The organism is Burkholderia sp. Bp9142 (assembly GCF_003853415.1).
GTDB lineage: Bacteria > Pseudomonadota > Gammaproteobacteria > Burkholderiales > Burkholderiaceae > Burkholderia.
Map to the genome: position 1 here is coordinate 426,042 of NZ_QTPP01000001.1, position 18,122 is coordinate 444,163.

Genomic DNA, 18,122 nt, shown 5'->3' on the forward strand with positions numbered 1-18,122 from the left:
GCCGATTATTTTTTTCCGGTGCACGCGGGCGGCATGATCTCCGCCAGCCTCGGTGCGATGCCGCGGCGACTGCCCCCCATCCTGGCGGAGAAACGAATGAAAAAAAGCCACACCCTCAAGACGCTCGCCCTGCTCTGTTGCCTGGGCGTCCAGTGCGCGACGTCGGCATTCGCGGACGAACCGAAGAAGATCGCGTTCGTCGATACGGGCAATACCGGACGCAGCGTGATGGCCGAAGCGATCGCCGGACAACTGATCGCGCAACGGCACGCGCATATCGCGGTGATCTCGCGCGCGGTCGACGAGGATCCGTACGACGAAAAGCCCGAGGAAAACGGCGTGATCCTGATGAAGCGGCGCGGGCTCGACACGTCCGCGCATCGTGCGGTGCAACTGAACGCGAACGACGTCAAGCACTCCGATGTGATCCTGACGATGACCGACAAGCACAAGGAAAAGGTGCTCGCGCTCCATCCGTCGGCCGCGGGCAAGGTGTTCACGCTCGCCGAATACGCGACCGGCGCGCACAAGGACGTACCCGACGCGTGGGGCAAGCCGATCGACTTCTACGAATCGGTGACCGCGCAGCTCGACGCATTCATCCCGGCCGCGCTCGACAAGGTTGCCACGGCCGCACCCGCGAAGCAGTAACGCAGGTTGGACCGGCCGGGTCGCCCGTCGCGTCGTGCGGCGGCGCCGACGGGCCGGCCGCTCGAGCAGTTCATGCGCGCACGGCGCGTCTCCCGAACACGCCGATGAGACCGGCCGTTCAGCCGAATCGTCAGCGCACGCCCCGAATGAAAGAATGATCCTCGTTCGGGAAGCCCGCCTCACCGCTCGATATCCCGAACCGCGAAGCCGCTGCATGCACGCCTGCGCAGCGCCTTTGCGTTGTGCATCGTCTCGCTTCGGCAGTCGGCCCGCGTACGCGTCTCTTCATCCGCCTCATCCGACAGACCACGCAATCACGTCGATACCCCTACCCTTCATGTAGCTTATAAGTTACAATGCTCTCCAAGTTCGAACTGCTTCGCTATCAGCGCGTCGACGGTCGCGAGCCTTTCACCGAATGGCTGAACACCATACGCGACAAGGTCATCCAGGCACGGATTCGCGAACGCCTGCGACGCGTGCAGACCGGCAATGTCGGCGATTGCGAGCCTGTCGGCGAAGGCGTGATCGAACTACGCATCCACGTCGGTGCCGGCTATCGCGTGTACTTCGGCCGGTGCGGCAGCGCGCTGGTGCTGCTGTTGTCCGGCGGCGACAAGCGCAGCCAGTCCGACGACATCAGGCATGCGAAGGAACACGGGTCGAACTGGAAACGGAGGCAAATGTGAACAAGCTCAAAGGCGCGGTATCGCACCACGACGCGGAAGTCGCCGAACTCGGTGCCGACCGCGAGCTCGCGGTCGCCTATCTGCGCGTCGCGATGGAATCGCTCGACGATCCCGACAACCGTGCGGCCGCGCTGCTCGCACTGCGCACGGTCGCGGAAGCATACGGCGGGCTCGGCGCGGTTGCCGCCGAAGCCGGCATCAGCCGTGAATCGCTGTATCGCACGCTGTCGCCCAACGGCAACCCGACGCTGAAAACCCTGCTCGCGGTGCTCAAGACGGTTGGCTTGCGCCTGTCCGTCGTCCCCGCGCAACCGTCGCACGCCTGACGCGGCGGCCGCGCTTCAAGGCTGCACCATCCACACGAGCAGCATCGCGGCCGGCGCCGCGCGCATCCCCGCCGGCGGCTGCGCGATCGTCGGCTCGACCTTGAGTGCCTGCGCGATCGTCGCCGCATCGTCGACCGTCGTCGTGCGCTCGGTCGTCATCAACCGGGCGGGCCGGTGCAGCGTCTCGCGATACAGCGCGCCGTACCACAGCGGCCGCGTGCCGAGCGCATCCTGCAGCACGTACGGATAACGCCACAGCCGCAGCACGAGTCGGCTGTCAGGATCGGTCGGCTCGACGCGCACGAACACGCGGCGCGTACTCTCGCCTTGCGTGTAGCGCGGCAGCACGGGCAACGCATCGGCCGGCGCCTGCGGCGACAGCCAGCGCAGCGCGGCGGCAGGCGACCATGGCGTCGCGCGCTGCCAGCCGGCCAGCGAAAGATGGCGATCGAGCGTGTCCGACGTCGCGCACCATTGCAGCGGCAGATACTCCTCGCGGTCGCCGCCGATCTCGGTGCGCCGCGTCGGCACGCGCTGCCACCCGCCGCGCATCCACTGGTCGACGGTCATCGCGACGACGTCGCCGATATGCGGACGTGCCGCACGATCGAGCTGCCACTGCGCGGGCACGGTCCACACGCCGGCCGTCGCCAGCACGACGAGCACCGCGACGAGCGCGCCGCGCGGCTGCACATGCTCGCGCACCTGCCAGTACGCATGAGCGCCCGCCAGCACCGCGAACCACGCGAGCCCGAGGCTCCAGCCGCCGAGCAGGCCCGACAGCCACGTATCGCCGACGTACAGCCGCGCGAAGCCGCCGAGCACGATCCACAGCACGACCGCCGTCACGACCGGGACGCGCCACAGCGCGGGCCGGTCGCGCGTCAGCACCCAGCCGATGCCGCTGCTCACGAGCATCGCGAACGCCGCATCGGCGTCGGGCAGCGGCACGTGCAGCCCGCCGGGCGGCAAGCTCGCGGGCGTGGTGCCGGGCAAGCCGGCGCCGAACGCCGGCCCGAGCACGACCGCGATGCCGACCGTCGCGAGCCACCATGCGGATGTCACCCAGCAGCGATGGATCAGCAGCCAGACGAGAAACGCGGCCGCGACGATCAGCCCCGTATCGTGTCCGTGCAACACCGCGAGCGCGCGCATCGCCGCATCCACGGGCGGCGTGCGCAGATTCTGCAGGAACGCATACAGCGCGATGTCGGCGTGCATCAGCGGATCGTTCGCGACGACGTCCTGCACGATGCCCGCAAACAGCCAGACGCAGCCGAGGAACAGCAGCGCGAACACGGGCACCGCGCCCGGCAGGCGGCGCACCTTGTCGAGTGTATCGTGCAGCCGGGCGCCGAAGCGGGGCCAGCGGTGCGCGCATGCATGCACCGCCGCGCCGGCCGCCCGGCACAGCAACGGCCAGCCGCGCCGCAGCGCCAGGCGCACGCCGAACCACACGAGCGCGACCAGCGCGGCGACCACCAGCAGGATCGCGGCGACCCGCACGCTGATCGCCGCGGCCAGCGCCGCCGACGCGCCGAACAGGATGCCCGGCGCGATGTGCACGGGCGCCCAGATCAGCGCCGACACGATGTTGACCGGGTAGAACGACCGGCGCGGCAGCATCGCGCAGCCGACCACGACCGGCACGACCGCGCGCACCGGCGCCAGGAAGCGCGCGAGCACGATGCTCTTCATGCCATGGCGCAGCACGAACTCCTCGCCGCGCGCGTAGGCGTCCGCGTAGCCGAGACGCGTCCAGCCGTCGCGGATCGCGCCGCGGTAGTGCCGTCCGAGCTCGTAGCTGATCCCGTCGCCGACGACCGCGCCGGCAGTCGCGACGCCGATCGCCGTCCAGCCGTCGAGCGCGCCCGCGCCGATCAGCGTGCCGGCCGCGAACATCACGGCGCCGGCCGGCACGACCGTGCCGATCAGCGCGATCGACTCGGCACAGGCCGTGGCGAACACGACCGCCAGCACGAGCCCCGGATGCGCGCCGATCGCGCCCAGCCACGCGTGGATCGTGACGCTCATCGCGGGTCGCGCTGGGTGGCGGCGCGGGGTGTCTGCACCGGGCCGGCAATGGCGTGGGGAAGGTTCATCGGAAGGTGCGCGCGTTGGCGCCGGCCGGCGGCGTCAGTCGAACTCGTGCTGCCGCGCGTCGGCCTCGAGCGGCGCGTCGTGGTAGCCGACGGTCGCGATCTCGTGCAGGTAGCGCGCGAGAAACGCGTCGATCGACCCGGCTTCCTCATACTGATGCACATGGCGGAACTCATGCGTGAGCAGGCGTCGCGTGTCGTGGCCGCGCAGCACGAACACCGCATGGCCGAGCGTGAGGCCGATCGTCCCCGGCGACAGCAGCCCGGTGTCGCGCGCGATCGCGCCGAGCGCCGGCGTGTCGGGAAACGGCAGCCGGTCGGCGACCACGACGCGGATCCGCTCCGGTTGCGCGACGCCCACGGTACGCGCGTCGTCGGCCTGCGCGGGCGTCAGCGGCACGCCCTGCGCGAGCCCGTGCGCCGCCTGCGCGTCGGCCCATGCGACCGCGTCGGGCAGCGCGGACGGCAGGATGTCGGCGAGATCGATCATCGTGGGGCTCCTCGGGTCGAAACGGTGCAATCGGGCACCAGTTTATCTCTGAATCAGGGCGGTCCGCGAGGCACCGCGCCTGCGGCACTGCGGCGATTCCTCGGGAATACCCGCCCCATCCGCCCCTATCGCCAATACCATTTCATGCTGATTATTTCGTTTCAGGGCACACTCCACCCCCGGATGTCTCAAAAATTTCGCGCAGGTGCCCCTTTTCCGGCTTCGGCGGAATATATTGGTCGGAAGAACGGCCGCGGCAACCGGCGGAACAGCCCGCGGCGTCATCCCGAAGAGGACCGCTAGATGATCAGGGTAATTCTGGCTGACGATCACGCAGTCATGCGGGACGGACTGCGTCACATTCTGGAAACGGCCGGCGGCTTCGAAATCGTCGGCGAGGCGAGCGACGGCGCGGCCACGCTCGCGCTGGCCGAGCGTCGCGCCGCCGACGTGCTGCTGCTCGACCTGTCGATGCCCGCACCGACCGGTATCGACCTGATCCGGCTGGTCAAGACGCATGCGCCGTCGCTGCGCATGCTGGTGCTGACGATGCATGCGGAGACGCAGTACGCGGCGCGCGCGTTCAAGGCCGGCGCCACCGGCTACCTGACGAAGGACAGCGCGACCGCCGAGCTCGTCACGGCCGTCACCAAGGTGGCGGGGGGCGGCGTGTACGTGAGCGCGTCGGCGGCCGAGAGCCTCGCGCGCACGCTGCGCGCGCCGGCCGAGATGCTGCCGCACGAACGCTTGTCCGCGCGCGAACTCGACGTGATGCGCCGCATCGTCGCCGGCCAGACGGTCACGCGGATCGCATCGGAGCTCACGTTGAGCGCGAAGACGGTCAGCACCTACAAGACGCGCATTCTCGAGAAGATGGAGCTGCCGCACGAAGCCGCGCTGGTGCGCTATGCGGTGCGCCACGATCTCGACCTCGGCGTCGACGACGCATGATGCCCGCGCCCCGCTTCCGCTCCGCGGCCACCGAAGACGGCGACGACGCGCCGGATCCGTCGCGCCTGTTCATGTCGTCGCTGCCGCCCGGGCGGCGCGAGCGGCGGCTCGCGATCGCGACGGTGATCGTGTCGGCCGTGATCTTCGCCGCCCTCGCGCCGTTCGCGGGCATGCCGCTTGCCCGCGTGTGGGGCTTCATTCCCGTGTACCAGTCGGCGATCGTCGTCAACGACATGGTGACGGCCGGCCTGCTGCTCGGCCAGTACGCGATCCTGCGCGAGAAGCCGCTGCTCGCGCTCGCGGCCGGCTACCTGTTCACGGGCTTCATGGCCGGCACGCACATGCTGACCTTTCCGGGACTGTTCACGCCGACGGGCCTGCTCGGCGCGGGCGAACAGACCACCGCGTGGCTGTATCTGTTCTGGCACGGCGGCTTTCCGCTGGCGGTTGCCGCGTACGTGCTGCTGCGCGCGGCACCGCGCGCGCGCCCGCCGTCGCTCGAGCGCCGCCGCGCGGCGGTTCCGCTCCTGCTCTGCATCGTCCTGACGGCCGGCGCGACCGCCGCGCTCGCGCTGCTCGCGACCGCCGGCCACGACCTGCTGCCGCGCATCATGCAGGGCAACCGGATGGCCTCGACGATGACGAACGCGATCGCAGTCGTCTGGGCGCTGAACCTTGCGGCCGTCGTGCTGATGTGGCGACAACGGCACCGTCACTCCGTGCTCGACCTGTGGGTGATGATCGTGCTCGTCGCGTGGCTGTTCGACATCGCGTTGTCGTCGATGCTGAACCACGGACGCTTCGACCTGGGCTTCTACGCGGGGCGGACCTACGGCCTCGTCGCGTCGGGCGTCGTGCTGTTCGCGCTGCTGTTCGAGAACGGCCGGCTGCATGCGCAGACGGTGCGTGCGCTCGCCGGTGCGCGCTATCAGCACCTGCTCGTCGTGCAGAAGAGCGCGCAGCTCAACGAGGCGAACGAACGTCTCGAGCAACGCGTCGCGGCCCGCACCGCGCAGTTGAGCGCGTCGAACCGCGACCTGCGGCGCGAAGTCGAGGAGCGCGTGCGTGCGGAGCGGGCGCTGCAGGCGTCGCGCGAGGAACTGCGCGAGATCTCGGCGATCAGCGCGACCGCACGGGAGGCCGAGCAGCGCCGCATCGCGCGCGAACTGCATGACGAACTCGCGCAGACGCTCGCGACGCTGAAGAACGATCTGGAATGGCTGCTCGACCACGTGCCGCAGGACGACGCGCTGCTGGCGCGCAAGATCGCGTCGATGCATGCGCTCGCGCGCGGCGCGGTGACGGCGACGCGGCGCATCGCGTCGGACCTGCGTCCGCTGATGCTCGACGATCTCGGGTTCGCGGCCGCGATGCAATGGCTCGTGGAGGATTTCCGGCACCGTCACGGCATGGCGTGCGCGCTGCACGTCGAGCCGGGTGAACTGCAGCTCGACGAACCGTATGCGACGGCCGTGTTCCGGATCGCGCAGGAAGCGCTCGCGAACGTCGCGCGGCATGCGGCTGCATCGAACGCGACCGTGACGCTCGTGTACCGGGACGAGACGATCGCGCTGACGATTCGCGACGACGGTGCGGGCTTCGATCCCGGTGCGCCGCGCAAGTCGGGATCGTTCGGGCTGGTCGGCCTGCGCGAGCGCGCGTATCTCGTCGGCGGAACGCTGCGGGTCGCTACGACGCTCGGCGAAGGCACGACGGTGGAGGTGGATATTCCCGTGTCGGCCGCGCATGTGGCGCTTGCGCATGATGGACGGGGGACGTCGCGGACGGAGGGGTAAGGCGGTCGACGCAGCGGCGGCGGAATGCCGCTGCGGTGAGTGTCAGTGGTAGTCGTCTTCGCGCGGATGCCGAACGGCCAGGATCGTGACTTGTTCGATCATGCGCGTCGATCGACGTCGCTCGTCGAATCGGTTTTCGTCAGTGCACGCGCGACTTTCAGCATCGTCCCAAGTTCGGCCTGGACGTCTGCCGCGTCGACATATTCACCCGTGCGCCGCGCCTCGTCGGCCGACGCCGGCCGCGCGCGACAAACTCGTGGTGCAAGCGTCGATGCGCAATGGAATCGCGCAGTGTCGATTCGACGAACGCAGACGGCGTCTCGTGTTGCGCCAACTCGGCCTCTGCTGTCTCGAGCAATTGCGGATCGACTCGAAGCGCGGACATCGCCGTCGTTTTCATTGTGCTCTCCATGCATTCCAACCTCGTGCACGGTAGCACATCGGCACGATCCCGAGAGGAACCGCATGAAACTGCAGCCCTCTGCTCTCCCTCCGCCCATCACGCCCGCGCCGCCACCATCCCCCGCTCCGAGCGCGTCCACGCGACCAGCGCGCCGATCCCGAGCAACGCGAGGCACACGATCGGCACGATCATCGGCCCGAACGCGGTACCCGTCACCTTGCCGGCGAACGGCATCAGGTTCTGGCTGAAGAAGCCGCCGAGGTTGCCGATCGAGTTGATCGCCGCGACGCTCGCCGCCGCGCGCGCGCCGGTGAAGTAACGCGGCGGCATCGACCAGAAGCACGGATACAGCAGCGGGATGCACGCGCCGCCGAGCACGAGGGCGATGAAGCGCAGCGGCGTCGACGGCAGCACGAGGCTCAGCAGGAAGCCGAGCGCGCCGAGCGCCGCGACGATCGCGATCGTGCGCAGGATGCTCTTCGCGCGGCGCAGCTTCGACGGCAGCCACACCAGCAGCAGCACCGCGAGCGCCCACGGCAGCATGCTCAGCAAGCCGTTCGTGCTGCTCGACACGCCGAACGATTTCACGATCGTCGGCAGCCAGTAAGTCACGCCGTACAGCGACGTCGACATCAGCATGTAGGTCGCCGCGAACAGCATCACGCGCGGATCGAGCAGCGCCTTCCACGGCTGCGCATGCTCGGCCTGCGCGGGCTTCTCGCGTTCGAGCGCGGCCGCGACGATCTGCTTCTCGCGTTCGTCGAGGAACGGCGCGTCGCGGAACGACGCCGGCAGCACGCGGAACACCACGATCGCGACGATCACGGCCGGGATGCCCGTCGCCACGAACACCCACTGCCAGCCCGCGAGCCCCCACACGCCGTTCAGGCTCAGCAGCACGCCGCCGACCAGCGAGCCGAGCATGTTCGCGAGCGCGCTGCCGAGCGTGAAGATGCCGAGCACCTTCGCGCGGTAGCTCTGCGGGAACCACAGCGTCAGGTAGTAGATCACGCCCGGATAGAAGCCTGCCTCGGCGATCCCGAGCAGGAAGCGCAGCGAACAGAACGCGGGCATCGACGTCGTGAAGCCCATCAGCACGGTGATGAGGCCCCACGTCAGCATGATCCGCGCGAGCCACACGCGTGCGCCGTAGCGATGCAGCGCGAGCGTGCTCGGCACCTCGAACAGCAGATAGCCGATGAAGAACAGCGACGACGCGAGACCGAACGCGGCCTCGGTCATCCCGAGGCTGTGCACCATCTGCAGTTTCGCGAAGCCGACGTTCTGCCGGTCGATGAACGCGATCAGGAACATCACGACGAGGATGGGCAGCAGGCGCCGCGCCATCTTCGACATGATGCGCTGCTCTTCGGCGGACGCGGAGTCCAGGGTTTCGGTGGCATTCACTGCGGGCTCCTCCGTGAATCGGTTGCTTGTCGGTTGAATCGGCGCCGCGCGCGATGAACGCGCGGGCGCGGTGGTGTTCGATGAAAATGGGGTTCGGCGACGGACGGCGGCGCTCAGCGTGTCCGGTAGTCGTCGAGCATCGGCGCGAACATCTCGTGCCACGCGCGCGGCTTCGCCTTGATCGTGCCGGCGAGGTACAGGAATTCCACGTAGTCCATCAGCTGGTTCGGCCGCACCGAGAAACGCGTGTCCGGCGCGGCGAGCATCTGCATCACGTCGTCGTGCGACACGCCGACCCCCGACGACGCCGCATACAGCGCGGCCGCCGCGCGCGGGTCCTGCGCGATCAGCCGGTTCGCTTCGTCGAGCGCGGCGAGAAACGCCGCGGCCAGCGCGGGCTCCGCATCGACGAGCCGCTTCGGCGCGAACACGACGTCGAGCGTCATCGGGCCGAGCACGTCGACCGAATTCACGACACGGTGAATGCCCGGCTGCCGCAATTCGAGCGTCGAGAACGGCGGCGACGTGAAGTGCGCGGTGACGCCGTTCTCGCGGCGGATCAGCGCCTGCATCGCCTGCGGATGCGGCAGGTTCACGGTGATCGAATCGAGCTGCGCGAAATGCTTCGCGCCGAGTTGCCGGCTCGCCACCATCTGCAGCACGACCGCCGACAGCGACGTGCGGATGCCCGGCACCGCGATCCGGTCGGACGGCGTGAAGTCGCGCAGCGACGCGAGCCCGGGACGGTTCGCATTGAGCGACAGCGAGGTCGTGGACAATCCGCTGATGCCGATCACCTCGACGTTCGGAATCCCGCGCGCCCGCGCCCACAGCTCGATGAAGCCCGGCGCGCCGGCACCCGCGAAGTCGAGCGTGCCGGCCATCATCGCGTCGTTGACGGAATTGCCGCCGTCGAGCAGCACCCAGTCGACCGCGACGTCGCGCAGCCCGTGCCGCGCCGCATGCCGCTCGAACAGGCGCTGCTTCTCCATCACGAGCAGCGGCAGGTACAGCACGCCATAGCCTTTCGAGATCCGCACCGTGCGCGGCTTCGCGCGCACCAGCGAAGGCGCCCCCAGCACGCTCAGCATGCCGAGGCCGGCGGCGAGCAACGCGCGGCGGCGCGGCGACGTCGTCATGCGCCCGCCTTCCCGACCCACACGGCACGGCCGGCTTCGCCGCACCGGCGAGCGCAGGCCGGCGGCACGCTGTGCCGCGCGTTCGTCGCTCCCGCTTCCTGCTGCATGTTGCCGTCTCCTGTGGTTCTGGTATTAATGGCCGTCTTCGCTTGTTCCGGCTGAACACAGGTTATCGAGCGAGTCTGAGAAAATGCTGACATCCCGGCCCCGGGAAAACCCCTAACCCCTCTACCTGCAAACGGCACCATGCGCATTCTCGTCGTGGAGGACGATGCCGAAATCGGCGCGGCGATCCGCGGCCGCCTCGCGCGGCTCGGCCATGCCGTCGATCTCGAAACCGACGGCTCGACCGCGAACGGCCTGCTGCGCGTCGAACGCTTCGACCTCGTCGTGCTCGATGCGAACCTGCCCGGCCTCGATGGCTTCCGGGTGCTGCGCAACCTGCGCGCATCGGGCAGCACGACGCCCGTGCTGCTCGTCACCGCGCGCTCGGCGATCGACGACCGCGTGAGCGGTCTCGGCCTCGGCGCCGACGACTACCTCGTGAAGCCGTTCGACTACCGCGAGCTCGATGCGCGGGTGCAGGCGCTGCTGCGCCGCAACAGCGGCCATGCGAACGACGTGCTGACGCTCGGCGGCCTCGTGATCGACCGCAGCAGCCGTCTCGCGGAACTCGACGGCCAGCCGCTGTCGCTGTCACGCCAGGAGTTCGCGCTGCTCGAGATTCTCGCGAGCCGCCCGCAGCGGATCTTCTCGAAGGACGAGTTGCTGAACCAGCTGTTCAGCTTTGGCAACGAGCCGACCGCGAACGCGGTCGAGCAATACGTGACGCGCGTGCGCAAAAAGCTGCAGGGCAGCTCGGTCGAGATCCGCACCGCGCGCGGGATGGGGTATCAGATTGCCGCGCATTGACTGGTTCCCGAAGACGCTGTTCGGGCGCACGTTGCTGTTCATCGCGCTCGTCGTCGCGACCGGCGCGCTCGCCCTCGCGGTGATCGCGCGCTACTACGCGGGCGTCGCGGCCGAGCGCGCATACGACCAGTTGCTTGCGGGCGCATCGATCCAGGTCGCGGAAAACCTGTACGTGCAGGGCGGCGTGCTCGCGCTGAATCCGCCGGTGGCGGCGCTGTCGACGCTGTCGCGCTACGACCTCGTTTACTACAAGGTCGTCGATTCGCGCGGCGTCGTCGTGGCCGGCTACAACGATCTCGCGAGCGCCGCGACGCTCGCCGCCGCGAAACAGGGCCCCGCGTTCGCGAACGCCGTCTACCAGGGTCACCGGATCCGCACCGCGACCATCGCGCGCTACATGCCCGAGGAAAGCACGCCGGGCTGGGCGCTCGTGACCGTTGCGCAGACAACCCATGCGCGCCAGCAGCTGACGAACGACATGAGCATCAAGGTGTGGACGCTGATCCTGCTGATGAGCGTGCTCGCGATCGGCGCGAGCGGCCTCGCGATCCGGCGCGGATTGCGCCCGCTCGCGCAGATCGGCACGATCATCGCCGCGCGCGACCCGGCCGACCTGCGGCCGGTGGCCGTGGATACGCCGAGCGAGATCGACGCGATCATCGGGGCGATCAACGGGCTGATGCGCCGCCTCGCCGAGCGGATCAACGCGATGCAGCGCTTCATCGCCGACGCCGCGCACCAGATGCGCACGCCGCTCGCGCGGCTCGATGCGCAGATCGAACTGCTCGACGGCGAGGCCGATCCCGCGCGTCATGCGGCGCGGCTCGATGCGTTGCGTGCAACGTGCTCGGATGTCGGGCGCCTCACCGGGCAGTTGCTCAATCATGCGATGGTGATCCATCGCACCGAGGCCGTGCCGCTGCAACCCGTCGAACTCGTCGCACTCGCGAAGGACGTGCTCGGCCGCACGATTCCGCTCGCGGACGAGCGCGACGTGGCCGTCGCGTTCGCGAGCGATTCACCGCATGCGTGGATCGACTGCGATGCGATCAGCCTCCAGGAGGCGTTGTCGAACGTGCTGCACAACGCGCTGCTGCACGGGCATGCGGACGATATCGTCGTGTCGGTCGCCACCGCGGGCAACCTCGATGATGCAGTGACGCTGACCGTCACCGACAACGGCCGGGGGATTCCGCGCGAGCATTGGGATGCGGCATTGCAGCCGTTCGTGCGGATCGCGCCCGACGGCAGCGAGCGCCGCACCGGGTCCGGGCTCGGGCTCGCGATCGTGCAGGAAGTGATGAAGGCGCACGGCGGGCGCGTCGGGTTCGCATTTCCCGATGCGGGCGGGTTCGCGGTGGTGCTGACGTTTCCGCGGGCGGCGACGCGCGCAGGCGACGCCTAGCGTCTGTTCACGCCAATAACGGGCTTGCGCAGGCCCCAGGCCGGCGCAAAGTCATTCGAGCGAAGCGTCGCTCAGCGTTCGGATCCAGCACTGCCCGCGTCATGCCTTGTGCGTCGACAATAAAATGCTCGTTTCCGTATTCGCGATCCCGTCGATCAACCGGATCGCGCCGAGCACGCGATCGAAATGCTCGAGCGAATCGGCATGCAGCTCGGCGACCAGATCCCAGCGCCCGTTGGTACTGTGGATCGACGCGACGTTCGGATGCCCGCGCAACACCTTCACCACTTCCGCGCCGCGATTGCCCTGCACCGCGATCGACATCAGCGCGCGGATCCGGTGCCGCTCGGCCGCCGGCTTGAGCCGCACCGTATAGCCGACGATCACGCCGTTCTTCTCCAGCCGCGTCAGCCGGTTCTGCACGGTCGCGCGCGCGACGCGCAGCGCCTTCGCGAGGGCGACGACGGGCATTCGCGCGTTGTCGCGCAACAGCGCGATGAGCTGCCGGTCGACGTCGTCGAGCGTAATCATGAACGGACCTTCCTGTTGAACATGAGCCGGCCGACAGCGTGCCGGACAGCGCGCATTTCGACCAGCACGAGTTGCACAAATCGCTAGATCAGGCCAGCAATTTGCCAAGTCTATCGATAAATATGCCACTTTTGCCGTCTTTTTGTTGGCTCGACTCCCGGAAATAATGACTCCATCGACCGGCCGCACACGCCGCGACACCGCTTTTCATGGAACCGGGGCCCGGGCCGACGCGCCCGCCCCGGTCGACCAGAACGCCGGACACCCGTACCGGCAAAAAAATGGAGACTGACCGATGACTCGCTTCCTCGACGTTCCCGCCACTGCCCGACTGATCGCCGAAACAGGCGTCACGCCGTTCCTGCGCGAACTCGTCGACACGCTGCGCGCCGACTACCTGCACTGGGCCGACTTCGACAAGTCGCCGCGCGTCGCCTGCCATTCGCGCGACGGCGTGATCGAGCTGATGCCGGTCGCGAACGCGTCGCTGTTCGCGTTCAAGTACGTGAACGGCCACCCCGTCAACGCCGCGCGCGGGATGCATACGGTGATGGCGTTCGGCGCGCTCGCCGAAGTCGACACCGGCTACCCGCTGCTGCTCGCCGAACTCACGCTGACCACCGCGCTGCGCACGGCCGCGACGTCGGTGCTGGCCGCGCAGGCGCTCGCCCGCCCCGACGCGCGCACGATGGCGCTGATCGGCAACGGCGCGCAGAGCGAATTCCAGGCGATCGCGTTCCACACGCTGCTCGGCATCGAAGAGATCCGCGTGTTCGACGTCGATCCGCGCGCGACCGACAAGCTCGTGCGGAACCTCGCCGCCTATCCGGCGCTGCGCGTCGTGCGCGCCGCGTCGACCGCCGACGCCGTGCGCGGCGCCGACATCGTGACGACCGTCACCGCCGACAAGGCGTACGCGACCATCATCACGGCCGACATGATCGAGCCCGGCATGCACCTGAACGCGGTCGGCGGCGATTGCCCGGGCAAGACCGAGCTCGAAGCGGGCGTGCTGCACGCGGGCCGCGTGTTCGTCGAGTTCGAGCCGCAATCGCGCATCGAGGGCGAGATCCAGCAGATGCCGGCCGACTTCCCGGTGACCGAACTGTGGCGCGTGCTGCAGGGCGAGACGGCCGGCCGCGAACGCGCGGACGACGTCACGGTGTTCGACTCGGTCGGCTTCGCGCTCGAGGACTACTCGGCGCTGCGCTACCTGTACGCACTCGCGCAGCAGCACAATGCGGGCGTCGAGATCGCGCTGATTCCGCCGGCCGTCGACCCGAAGAACCTGTTCGCGCTGATCGACGATCCGGCCGCGATCGCACCGGGTCACGCGGCGTTCGTGACCGAAGCCGCCGCCGCGTTCGCGCGCTGATCGTCATCTTCGGGCGGCGTGCGCGCCGCCCGCCTCCCCGTCTCTCGCCCTTACCGTTCATGAATCTCGTATCGATCCAGGCGCCGGCCGCCGTCGTGATGATCCGGCCGCACCGCTTCCTGCCGAACCCGCAGACCGCCGCCGACAACGCGTTTCAGCGCACGGCGGCCGGCAGCGCGCACGACTCGTCGTCGGTGTCGGCCGCCGCACGCGACGAAGTCACGGCCGCCGCGCACACGCTCGCCGATGCCGGCGTGCGCGTGCACGTGTTCGACGACCACGGCGAGCGCGACACGCCCGACTCCGTGTTCCCGAACAACTGGTTCTCGACGCATCCGGGCGGGCACGTCGCGCTGTATCCGATGTATAGCCCGAACCGCCGCCGCGAACGGCGCGCGGACATCGTCGAGATGCTGAAGGCCGAGTACCGCGTGCAGGACGTGATCGACTACTCGGGGCTCGAATACGACGACGTGTTCCTGGAAGGCACGGGGGCGATGGTGCTCGACCACGTCGCGCGGATCGCGTACACCGCGCGTTCGCGCCGCGCCGATCCGGTCGCGCTCGAGCGCTTCTGCACGAACTTCAACTTCGAGCCGATCTGCTTCGACACGGCCGACGCCAACGGGAAGCCGATCTATCACACGAACGTGATGATGAGCGTCGCCACCGAGTTCGCGATGATCGGCCTCGACCTGATCGCCGACCGGCGGCGCCGCGACGAGATCGCGCAACGCCTGACCGAAACGGGCCGCACCGTGATCGCGCTCGATCACGCGCAGATCGCGAATTTCGCGGGCAATACGCTGGAACTGTCGGGCAAGGACGGGCGCGTGCTCGCACTGTCACGGCGTGCGTTCGACTGCCTCACTCGCGACCAGCGCGCGACGATCGAACGCTCCGCGCGACTGCTGCCGCTCGACGTGCCGACGATCGAGCTGGCCGGCGGCTCCGTGCGCTGCATGCTCGCGGGCATTCATCTCGCGCGGCGGGCAACGGCGCCGGATGCGATCGCCGTGGAATCTACCGCTTCGCCACGCGAGACGGCGCCGCAGATCTGACCGACAGGCTGGCAAAGCTAAAACGGCTGCCGATGCGATGCACCGGCAGCCGTTTTCGTATTCGAAGGGTATTGAATCGGCGGCGCCGCGGAATGCTCCGGCATCCGAACGATACCGGCGCACACCGCGCCGCTCACCCCGCCAGCAGCTTCAACCCGGCCGGCAGCGTTTCGCCGAACACGCGCGCCGTGTCGGCTTCGTCGAACGCAATCGCTTCGCGCACCATGGCGATCCACGCGGCCGATGCGTTCGCGGCCGACAGACGCTTGATCACCGCTTCACGCGTGTCATCCGGCAAATCGCGTTCGCGGTCACCCGTCATCCGCGCGATTTGCGCGACCGCGAATGCCGCGGGTTCCACCTGCTTCCAGTCGAGCGCGAACAGCGCGTCGAGCCAGCGATTCGCCATCCCGGCCGGCACGACACTGTGCGCGCTGCCGTAGAACGGCCGCCGCGCGCCGATCCGCCCGAGCGCCCACGCGCACAGCGTGCGCTCGGCCGGCTTCTGCAATTGCACGATCAATCGCTCGGCCAGTTCCACCTTGCGTTCGACCGGCAATCGTTCGAGCGACGCGGACAAGCGCGTCATGTCGGCCGGGCCGACCTTGGCCGGGTCGAACGGCAGCTTGCGGCGCTTGTCGTCGGACGGTTCGAGGAATGCAATGGCGTCGCGTACCTGCGTCTGCGCATCGTCGTCGAGGCCGCCGGCCACGCGCCGCCACAGCGTCCACCACTCGGACCACACCTGCGCGTCGGTCACGTACTGGATCCCGTCGTCGAACAGCGGCCACAGCTGCTCGATGCGCCACGCATCGAGCGGATGGCCGAAGCCCGGGCGCAGGCAATAGCCGGCAAGGTTCAGCCACGCACGTTCGTGATCGGCCGAGCGCCGACGGCGGCGCGCCCGTGCGAGCAACGCGTCGAACAGTTCGCGCGCGAGCGCGACGTCCCACTCGTCGCGCGGGCCGAGCACCTGTTCAAGTTGCGCGCGCAACCGTCGTGTGTCCTTCGGCGTGACCTCCGCGGACTTGCTGCCGAACGAGCGGTCGATCAGCTCGATCGCGTGATCGAGACGCGGATGGCGCGCGAGCGCGGCGTCGTCACCATGTGCGGGCGCATCGCCGCGCAACTGGAATTCGAGCCGCCAGCGGCGCGATGCATCGTCGGTCGCGATGCAGTGCATTTCGAGCGTGCCGACCTCAGTCAGCGACGCGGTGAGTTTTACCGGCGTTTCGCGCGCGTCGCCGCCGGCCTGCCGGTCGACGACTGTCGCGATCGGCGGCAGCCGCACGAAATCGCCACCGTCCAGGTCGACGAGATCGCCGGGCCGGTACGCGGTCTCGGCTACCGTCGACACGAGGTGGAACCGCACCGGTTGCCCGAGCTGCAGCGCGAACGTGTGCTCCTCGAGCCGGATCTCGCGGCCTTCCTCCGCGCCGCGCGGCAGCAGGCAGACGCCGCGCGGGGCCGCGTCGCCGTCACCATCGTCGAGCACGAGGAAGTAACTGCGCGCGGAGCCACCGCCGATGCGCGGCGCATGCCCTGCCCGCGCGAGGCCGTAGGCCACCGCGCCGCGCGCCACCGCCACATCCGGATGCGCGTTGTGCAGCACGTCGAGCGGCGCGCCGCGCCACGCGCCGAGCGTCTGCGCGAGACGGCCGGCGAGCGCGCCCGCGCGGAACACGCCGCCGTTGAGCAGCAGCGTGTCGGGCAGCGGGCCTTCCGCATGACGATTCAGGAATGCGGCGACGTGGCGCGTAACGGCCGGGTCGCTCGCATACGGCAAGCCGAATTCGACGATCGCGGCCCGCGCGCGGCGCGGCAGCTCGCCGGCCTCGACCTGTGGAAAGAATCCGTCGACGACGATCTGCTCGACTTCCTGCCGCGTCAGCTCGGCCGAGCGCGCGCCGCCGACGAGCTTGCTGCCCGCGCCGAGCAGCGTCACGGTGACGGACGCCGGCGCGTCGTCGCCGAGCAGCCGCTCCTTCGCGGCCCGGCAGCGTTCGACAAGTTGCGACAGGCTCGCGGCGGACAGCCGCGTGCCGGGCTCGGTCAGCCGCGTCTCGACCAGGCGCGCGAGCGCGAGATCCATGTTGTCGCCGCCGAGCATCAGGTGATTGCCGACGCCGACGCGCGTGAACGCCGGCTCGCCGTCGTCGCCCGGCGCGACATCGACGAGCGTGAGGTCGGTCGTGCCGCCGCCGACGTCGCAGATCAGCACGCGGCGCGGCGCGGCGAACGTGTCGCGCAACGTCGCGCGCTGGCCGTACAACCAGTCGTAGAACGCGGCCTGCGGTTCCTCCAGCAACCGCAGTGCCGGCAGTTTCGCGCGCCTGGCGGCCTCGACCGTCAACGCGCGCGCGCCGTCGTCGAACGACGCCGGCACCGTCAGGATGACGTCCTGCTTCGCGAGCGGCGCATCGGGAAAACGGGCATCCCACGCGGCACGCACGTGCGCGAGATAGCTCGCGCTCGCATCGACCGGCGACACCTTGTCGACGCCGTCGGCCGCGCCCCACGGCAGGATCGCCGCGAGCCGGTCGACCGATGCGTGCGACAGCCAGCTCTTCGCGCTGGTGACGAGCCGCCCCGGCACCTGCGCACCGAGCGTGCGCGCATAACGGCCGATCACGGCCGGCGGCGCATCGGCTGCGGCTGCGTTCGCCTTCGGATCGCCCGCCCATGGCAGGCGCAGCGCGTCCGGCGGCAGTTCGCCCGCCGCCGGGTGATAGCGCACCGACGGCAGCAGCGGCTGGGCGGCCACCGCGCCGGGGCCGACCAGCTGCTCGACGTCGAACACGCGGATCGCGTCGGAGCCGGCCTCGACGTATGCGACGACCGTGTTGCTCGTGCCGAGGTCGATGCCGACCGTATAGCGCTTCATCGC

16 protein-coding genes are annotated in these 18,122 nt (G+C 69.2%); 9 read left to right on the plus strand and 7 right to left on the minus strand.

Annotated features, from left to right (window positions below):
* Window positions 1-96 precede the first annotated feature (96 nt).
* The 3 genes from DIE22_RS01950 to DIE22_RS01960 all read left to right on the plus strand — a co-directional run bounded on the left by DIE22_RS01950 (window position 97) and on the right by DIE22_RS01960 (window position 1,666).
* The gene (locus DIE22_RS01950) at window positions 97-651 is read left to right on the plus strand and encodes a protein tyrosine phosphatase (RefSeq protein ID WP_124604288.1); all 555 of its coding nucleotides are present in this window, start codon (window positions 97-99) and stop codon (window positions 649-651) included.
* 356 nt (window positions 652-1,007) lie between these two features.
* Window positions 1,008-1,340 (plus strand): type II toxin-antitoxin system RelE/ParE family toxin, encoded by a 333-nt coding sequence (locus DIE22_RS01955; protein WP_124604290.1) that lies wholly within the window; start codon window positions 1,008-1,010, stop codon window positions 1,338-1,340.
* A complete protein-coding gene (locus tag DIE22_RS01960; RefSeq protein WP_124604292.1) occupies window positions 1,337-1,666 on the plus strand; it encodes an addiction module antidote protein in 330 nt (109 codons plus the stop codon). Before DIE22_RS01955 ends, DIE22_RS01960 begins: the two co-directional genes overlap by 4 nt.
* Window positions 1,667-1,681: 15 nt before the next feature.
* Here the strand turns inward: DIE22_RS01960 and DIE22_RS01965 are convergent, their stop codons facing one another.
* Window positions 1,682-3,700, minus strand: coding sequence for an LssY C-terminal domain-containing protein (locus DIE22_RS01965; RefSeq protein WP_124604294.1), 2,019 nt, complete (start codon window positions 3,698-3,700; stop codon window positions 1,682-1,684).
* 102 nt (window positions 3,701-3,802) lie between these two features.
* Window positions 3,803-4,255 carry a hypothetical protein gene (locus tag DIE22_RS01970; RefSeq protein ID WP_124501797.1) on the minus strand — a complete coding sequence of 151 codons (453 nt, stop codon included), beginning with the start codon at window positions 4,253-4,255 and terminating at the stop codon, window positions 3,803-3,805.
* Between the two features lie 303 nt (window positions 4,256-4,558).
* Here DIE22_RS01970 and DIE22_RS01980 point away from each other — a divergent pair, with 303 nt between their 5' ends.
* Both DIE22_RS01980 and DIE22_RS01985 read left to right on the plus strand, forming a co-directional pair.
* Entirely contained in the window at window positions 4,559-5,206 is a 648-nt protein-coding gene (locus DIE22_RS01980) for a response regulator transcription factor (RefSeq protein WP_124501798.1), read from the plus strand.
* Window positions 5,203-7,002, plus strand: a complete 1,800-nt coding sequence (locus DIE22_RS01985) for a sensor histidine kinase (RefSeq protein ID WP_124501799.1) — start codon at window positions 5,203-5,205, stop codon at window positions 7,000-7,002. The genes DIE22_RS01980 and DIE22_RS01985 overlap by 4 nt, the downstream gene beginning before the upstream one ends.
* 157 nt (window positions 7,003-7,159) lie before the next feature.
* Here DIE22_RS01985 and DIE22_RS01990 read toward each other — a convergent pair whose 3' ends face one another.
* The 3 genes from DIE22_RS01990 to DIE22_RS02000 form a co-directional block, all read right to left on the minus strand.
* On the minus strand, window positions 7,160-7,402 hold the full coding sequence (locus DIE22_RS01990) for a prevent-host-death protein (RefSeq protein WP_311767724.1): 243 nt from the start codon (window positions 7,400-7,402) through the stop codon (window positions 7,160-7,162).
* 99 nt (window positions 7,403-7,501) lie between these two features.
* Window positions 7,502-8,812, minus strand: coding sequence for an MFS transporter (locus DIE22_RS01995; protein ID WP_124604296.1), 1,311 nt, complete (start codon window positions 8,810-8,812; stop codon window positions 7,502-7,504).
* 113 nt (window positions 8,813-8,925) lie between these two features.
* Complete coding sequence (locus tag DIE22_RS02000) at window positions 8,926-9,951, minus strand: ABC transporter substrate-binding protein (RefSeq protein WP_124604298.1); 1,026 nt, start codon at window positions 9,949-9,951, stop codon at window positions 8,926-8,928.
* A gap of 246 nt (window positions 9,952-10,197) precedes the next feature.
* Here DIE22_RS02000 and DIE22_RS02005 point away from each other — a divergent pair, with 246 nt between their 5' ends.
* A complete protein-coding gene (locus DIE22_RS02005; protein ID WP_124604300.1) occupies window positions 10,198-10,863 on the plus strand; it encodes a response regulator transcription factor in 666 nt (221 codons plus the stop codon).
* On the plus strand, window positions 10,850-12,268 hold the full coding sequence (locus DIE22_RS02010; protein WP_124604302.1) for a sensor histidine kinase: 1,419 nt from the start codon (window positions 10,850-10,852) through the stop codon (window positions 12,266-12,268). The genes DIE22_RS02005 and DIE22_RS02010 overlap by 14 nt, the downstream gene beginning before the upstream one ends.
* Window positions 12,269-12,367: 99 nt before the next feature.
* Here the strand turns inward: DIE22_RS02010 and DIE22_RS02015 are convergent, their stop codons facing one another.
* The gene (locus tag DIE22_RS02015) at window positions 12,368-12,799 is read right to left on the minus strand and encodes an Lrp/AsnC family transcriptional regulator (RefSeq protein WP_044845386.1); all 432 of its coding nucleotides are present in this window, start codon (window positions 12,797-12,799) and stop codon (window positions 12,368-12,370) included.
* A gap of 295 nt (window positions 12,800-13,094) precedes the next feature.
* Here DIE22_RS02015 and DIE22_RS02020 point away from each other — a divergent pair, with 295 nt between their 5' ends.
* Both DIE22_RS02020 and ctlX read left to right on the plus strand, forming a co-directional pair.
* Window positions 13,095-14,174, plus strand: coding sequence for an ornithine cyclodeaminase (locus DIE22_RS02020; RefSeq protein ID WP_124501812.1), 1,080 nt, complete (start codon window positions 13,095-13,097; stop codon window positions 14,172-14,174).
* Window positions 14,175-14,233: 59 nt separating this feature from the next.
* Window positions 14,234-15,235: a citrulline utilization hydrolase CtlX gene (gene ctlX, locus DIE22_RS02025; RefSeq protein WP_124604304.1), complete on the plus strand. Its 1,002-nt coding sequence runs from the start codon at window positions 14,234-14,236 to the stop codon at window positions 15,233-15,235.
* Between the two features lie 133 nt (window positions 15,236-15,368).
* Here the strand turns inward: ctlX and DIE22_RS02030 are convergent, their stop codons facing one another.
* Complete coding sequence (locus DIE22_RS02030) at window positions 15,369-18,119, minus strand: Hsp70 family protein (protein ID WP_124604306.1); 2,751 nt, start codon at window positions 18,117-18,119, stop codon at window positions 15,369-15,371.
* Window positions 18,120-18,122 lie beyond the last annotated feature (3 nt).

What these genes read in the sequence shown, in the direction of transcription:
- DIE22_RS01950 (WP_124604288.1), top strand. Translation starts at nt 97, where the DNA reads ATGAAAAAAAGCCACACCCTCAAGACGCTCGCCCTGCTCTGTTGCCTG.
- DIE22_RS01955 (WP_124604290.1), top strand. Translation starts at nt 1,008, where the DNA reads ATGCTCTCCAAGTTCGAACTGCTTCGCTATCAGCGCGTCGACGGTCGC.
- DIE22_RS01965 (WP_124604294.1), bottom strand. Translation starts at nt 3,700, where the DNA reads ATGAGCGTCACGATCCACGCGTGGCTGGGCGCGATCGGCGCGCATCCG.
- DIE22_RS01970 (WP_124501797.1), bottom strand. Translation starts at nt 4,255, where the DNA reads ATGATCGATCTCGCCGACATCCTGCCGTCCGCGCTGCCCGACGCGGTC.
- DIE22_RS01980 (WP_124501798.1), top strand. Translation starts at nt 4,559, where the DNA reads ATGATCAGGGTAATTCTGGCTGACGATCACGCAGTCATGCGGGACGGA.
- DIE22_RS01985 (WP_124501799.1), top strand. Translation starts at nt 5,203, where the DNA reads ATGATGCCCGCGCCCCGCTTCCGCTCCGCGGCCACCGAAGACGGCGAC.
- DIE22_RS01990 (WP_311767724.1), bottom strand. Translation starts at nt 7,402, where the DNA reads ATGAAAACGACGGCGATGTCCGCGCTTCGAGTCGATCCGCAATTGCTC.
- DIE22_RS02000 (WP_124604298.1), bottom strand. Translation starts at nt 9,951, where the DNA reads ATGACGACGTCGCCGCGCCGCCGCGCGTTGCTCGCCGCCGGCCTCGGC.
- DIE22_RS02005 (WP_124604300.1), top strand. Translation starts at nt 10,198, where the DNA reads ATGCGCATTCTCGTCGTGGAGGACGATGCCGAAATCGGCGCGGCGATC.
- DIE22_RS02015 (WP_044845386.1), bottom strand. Translation starts at nt 12,799, where the DNA reads ATGATTACGCTCGACGACGTCGACCGGCAGCTCATCGCGCTGTTGCGC.
- DIE22_RS02020 (WP_124501812.1), top strand. Translation starts at nt 13,095, where the DNA reads ATGACTCGCTTCCTCGACGTTCCCGCCACTGCCCGACTGATCGCCGAA.
- ctlX (WP_124604304.1), top strand. Translation starts at nt 14,234, where the DNA reads ATGAATCTCGTATCGATCCAGGCGCCGGCCGCCGTCGTGATGATCCGG.
- DIE22_RS02030 (WP_124604306.1), bottom strand. Translation starts at nt 18,119, where the DNA reads ATGAAGCGCTATACGGTCGGCATCGACCTCGGCACGAGCAACACGGTC.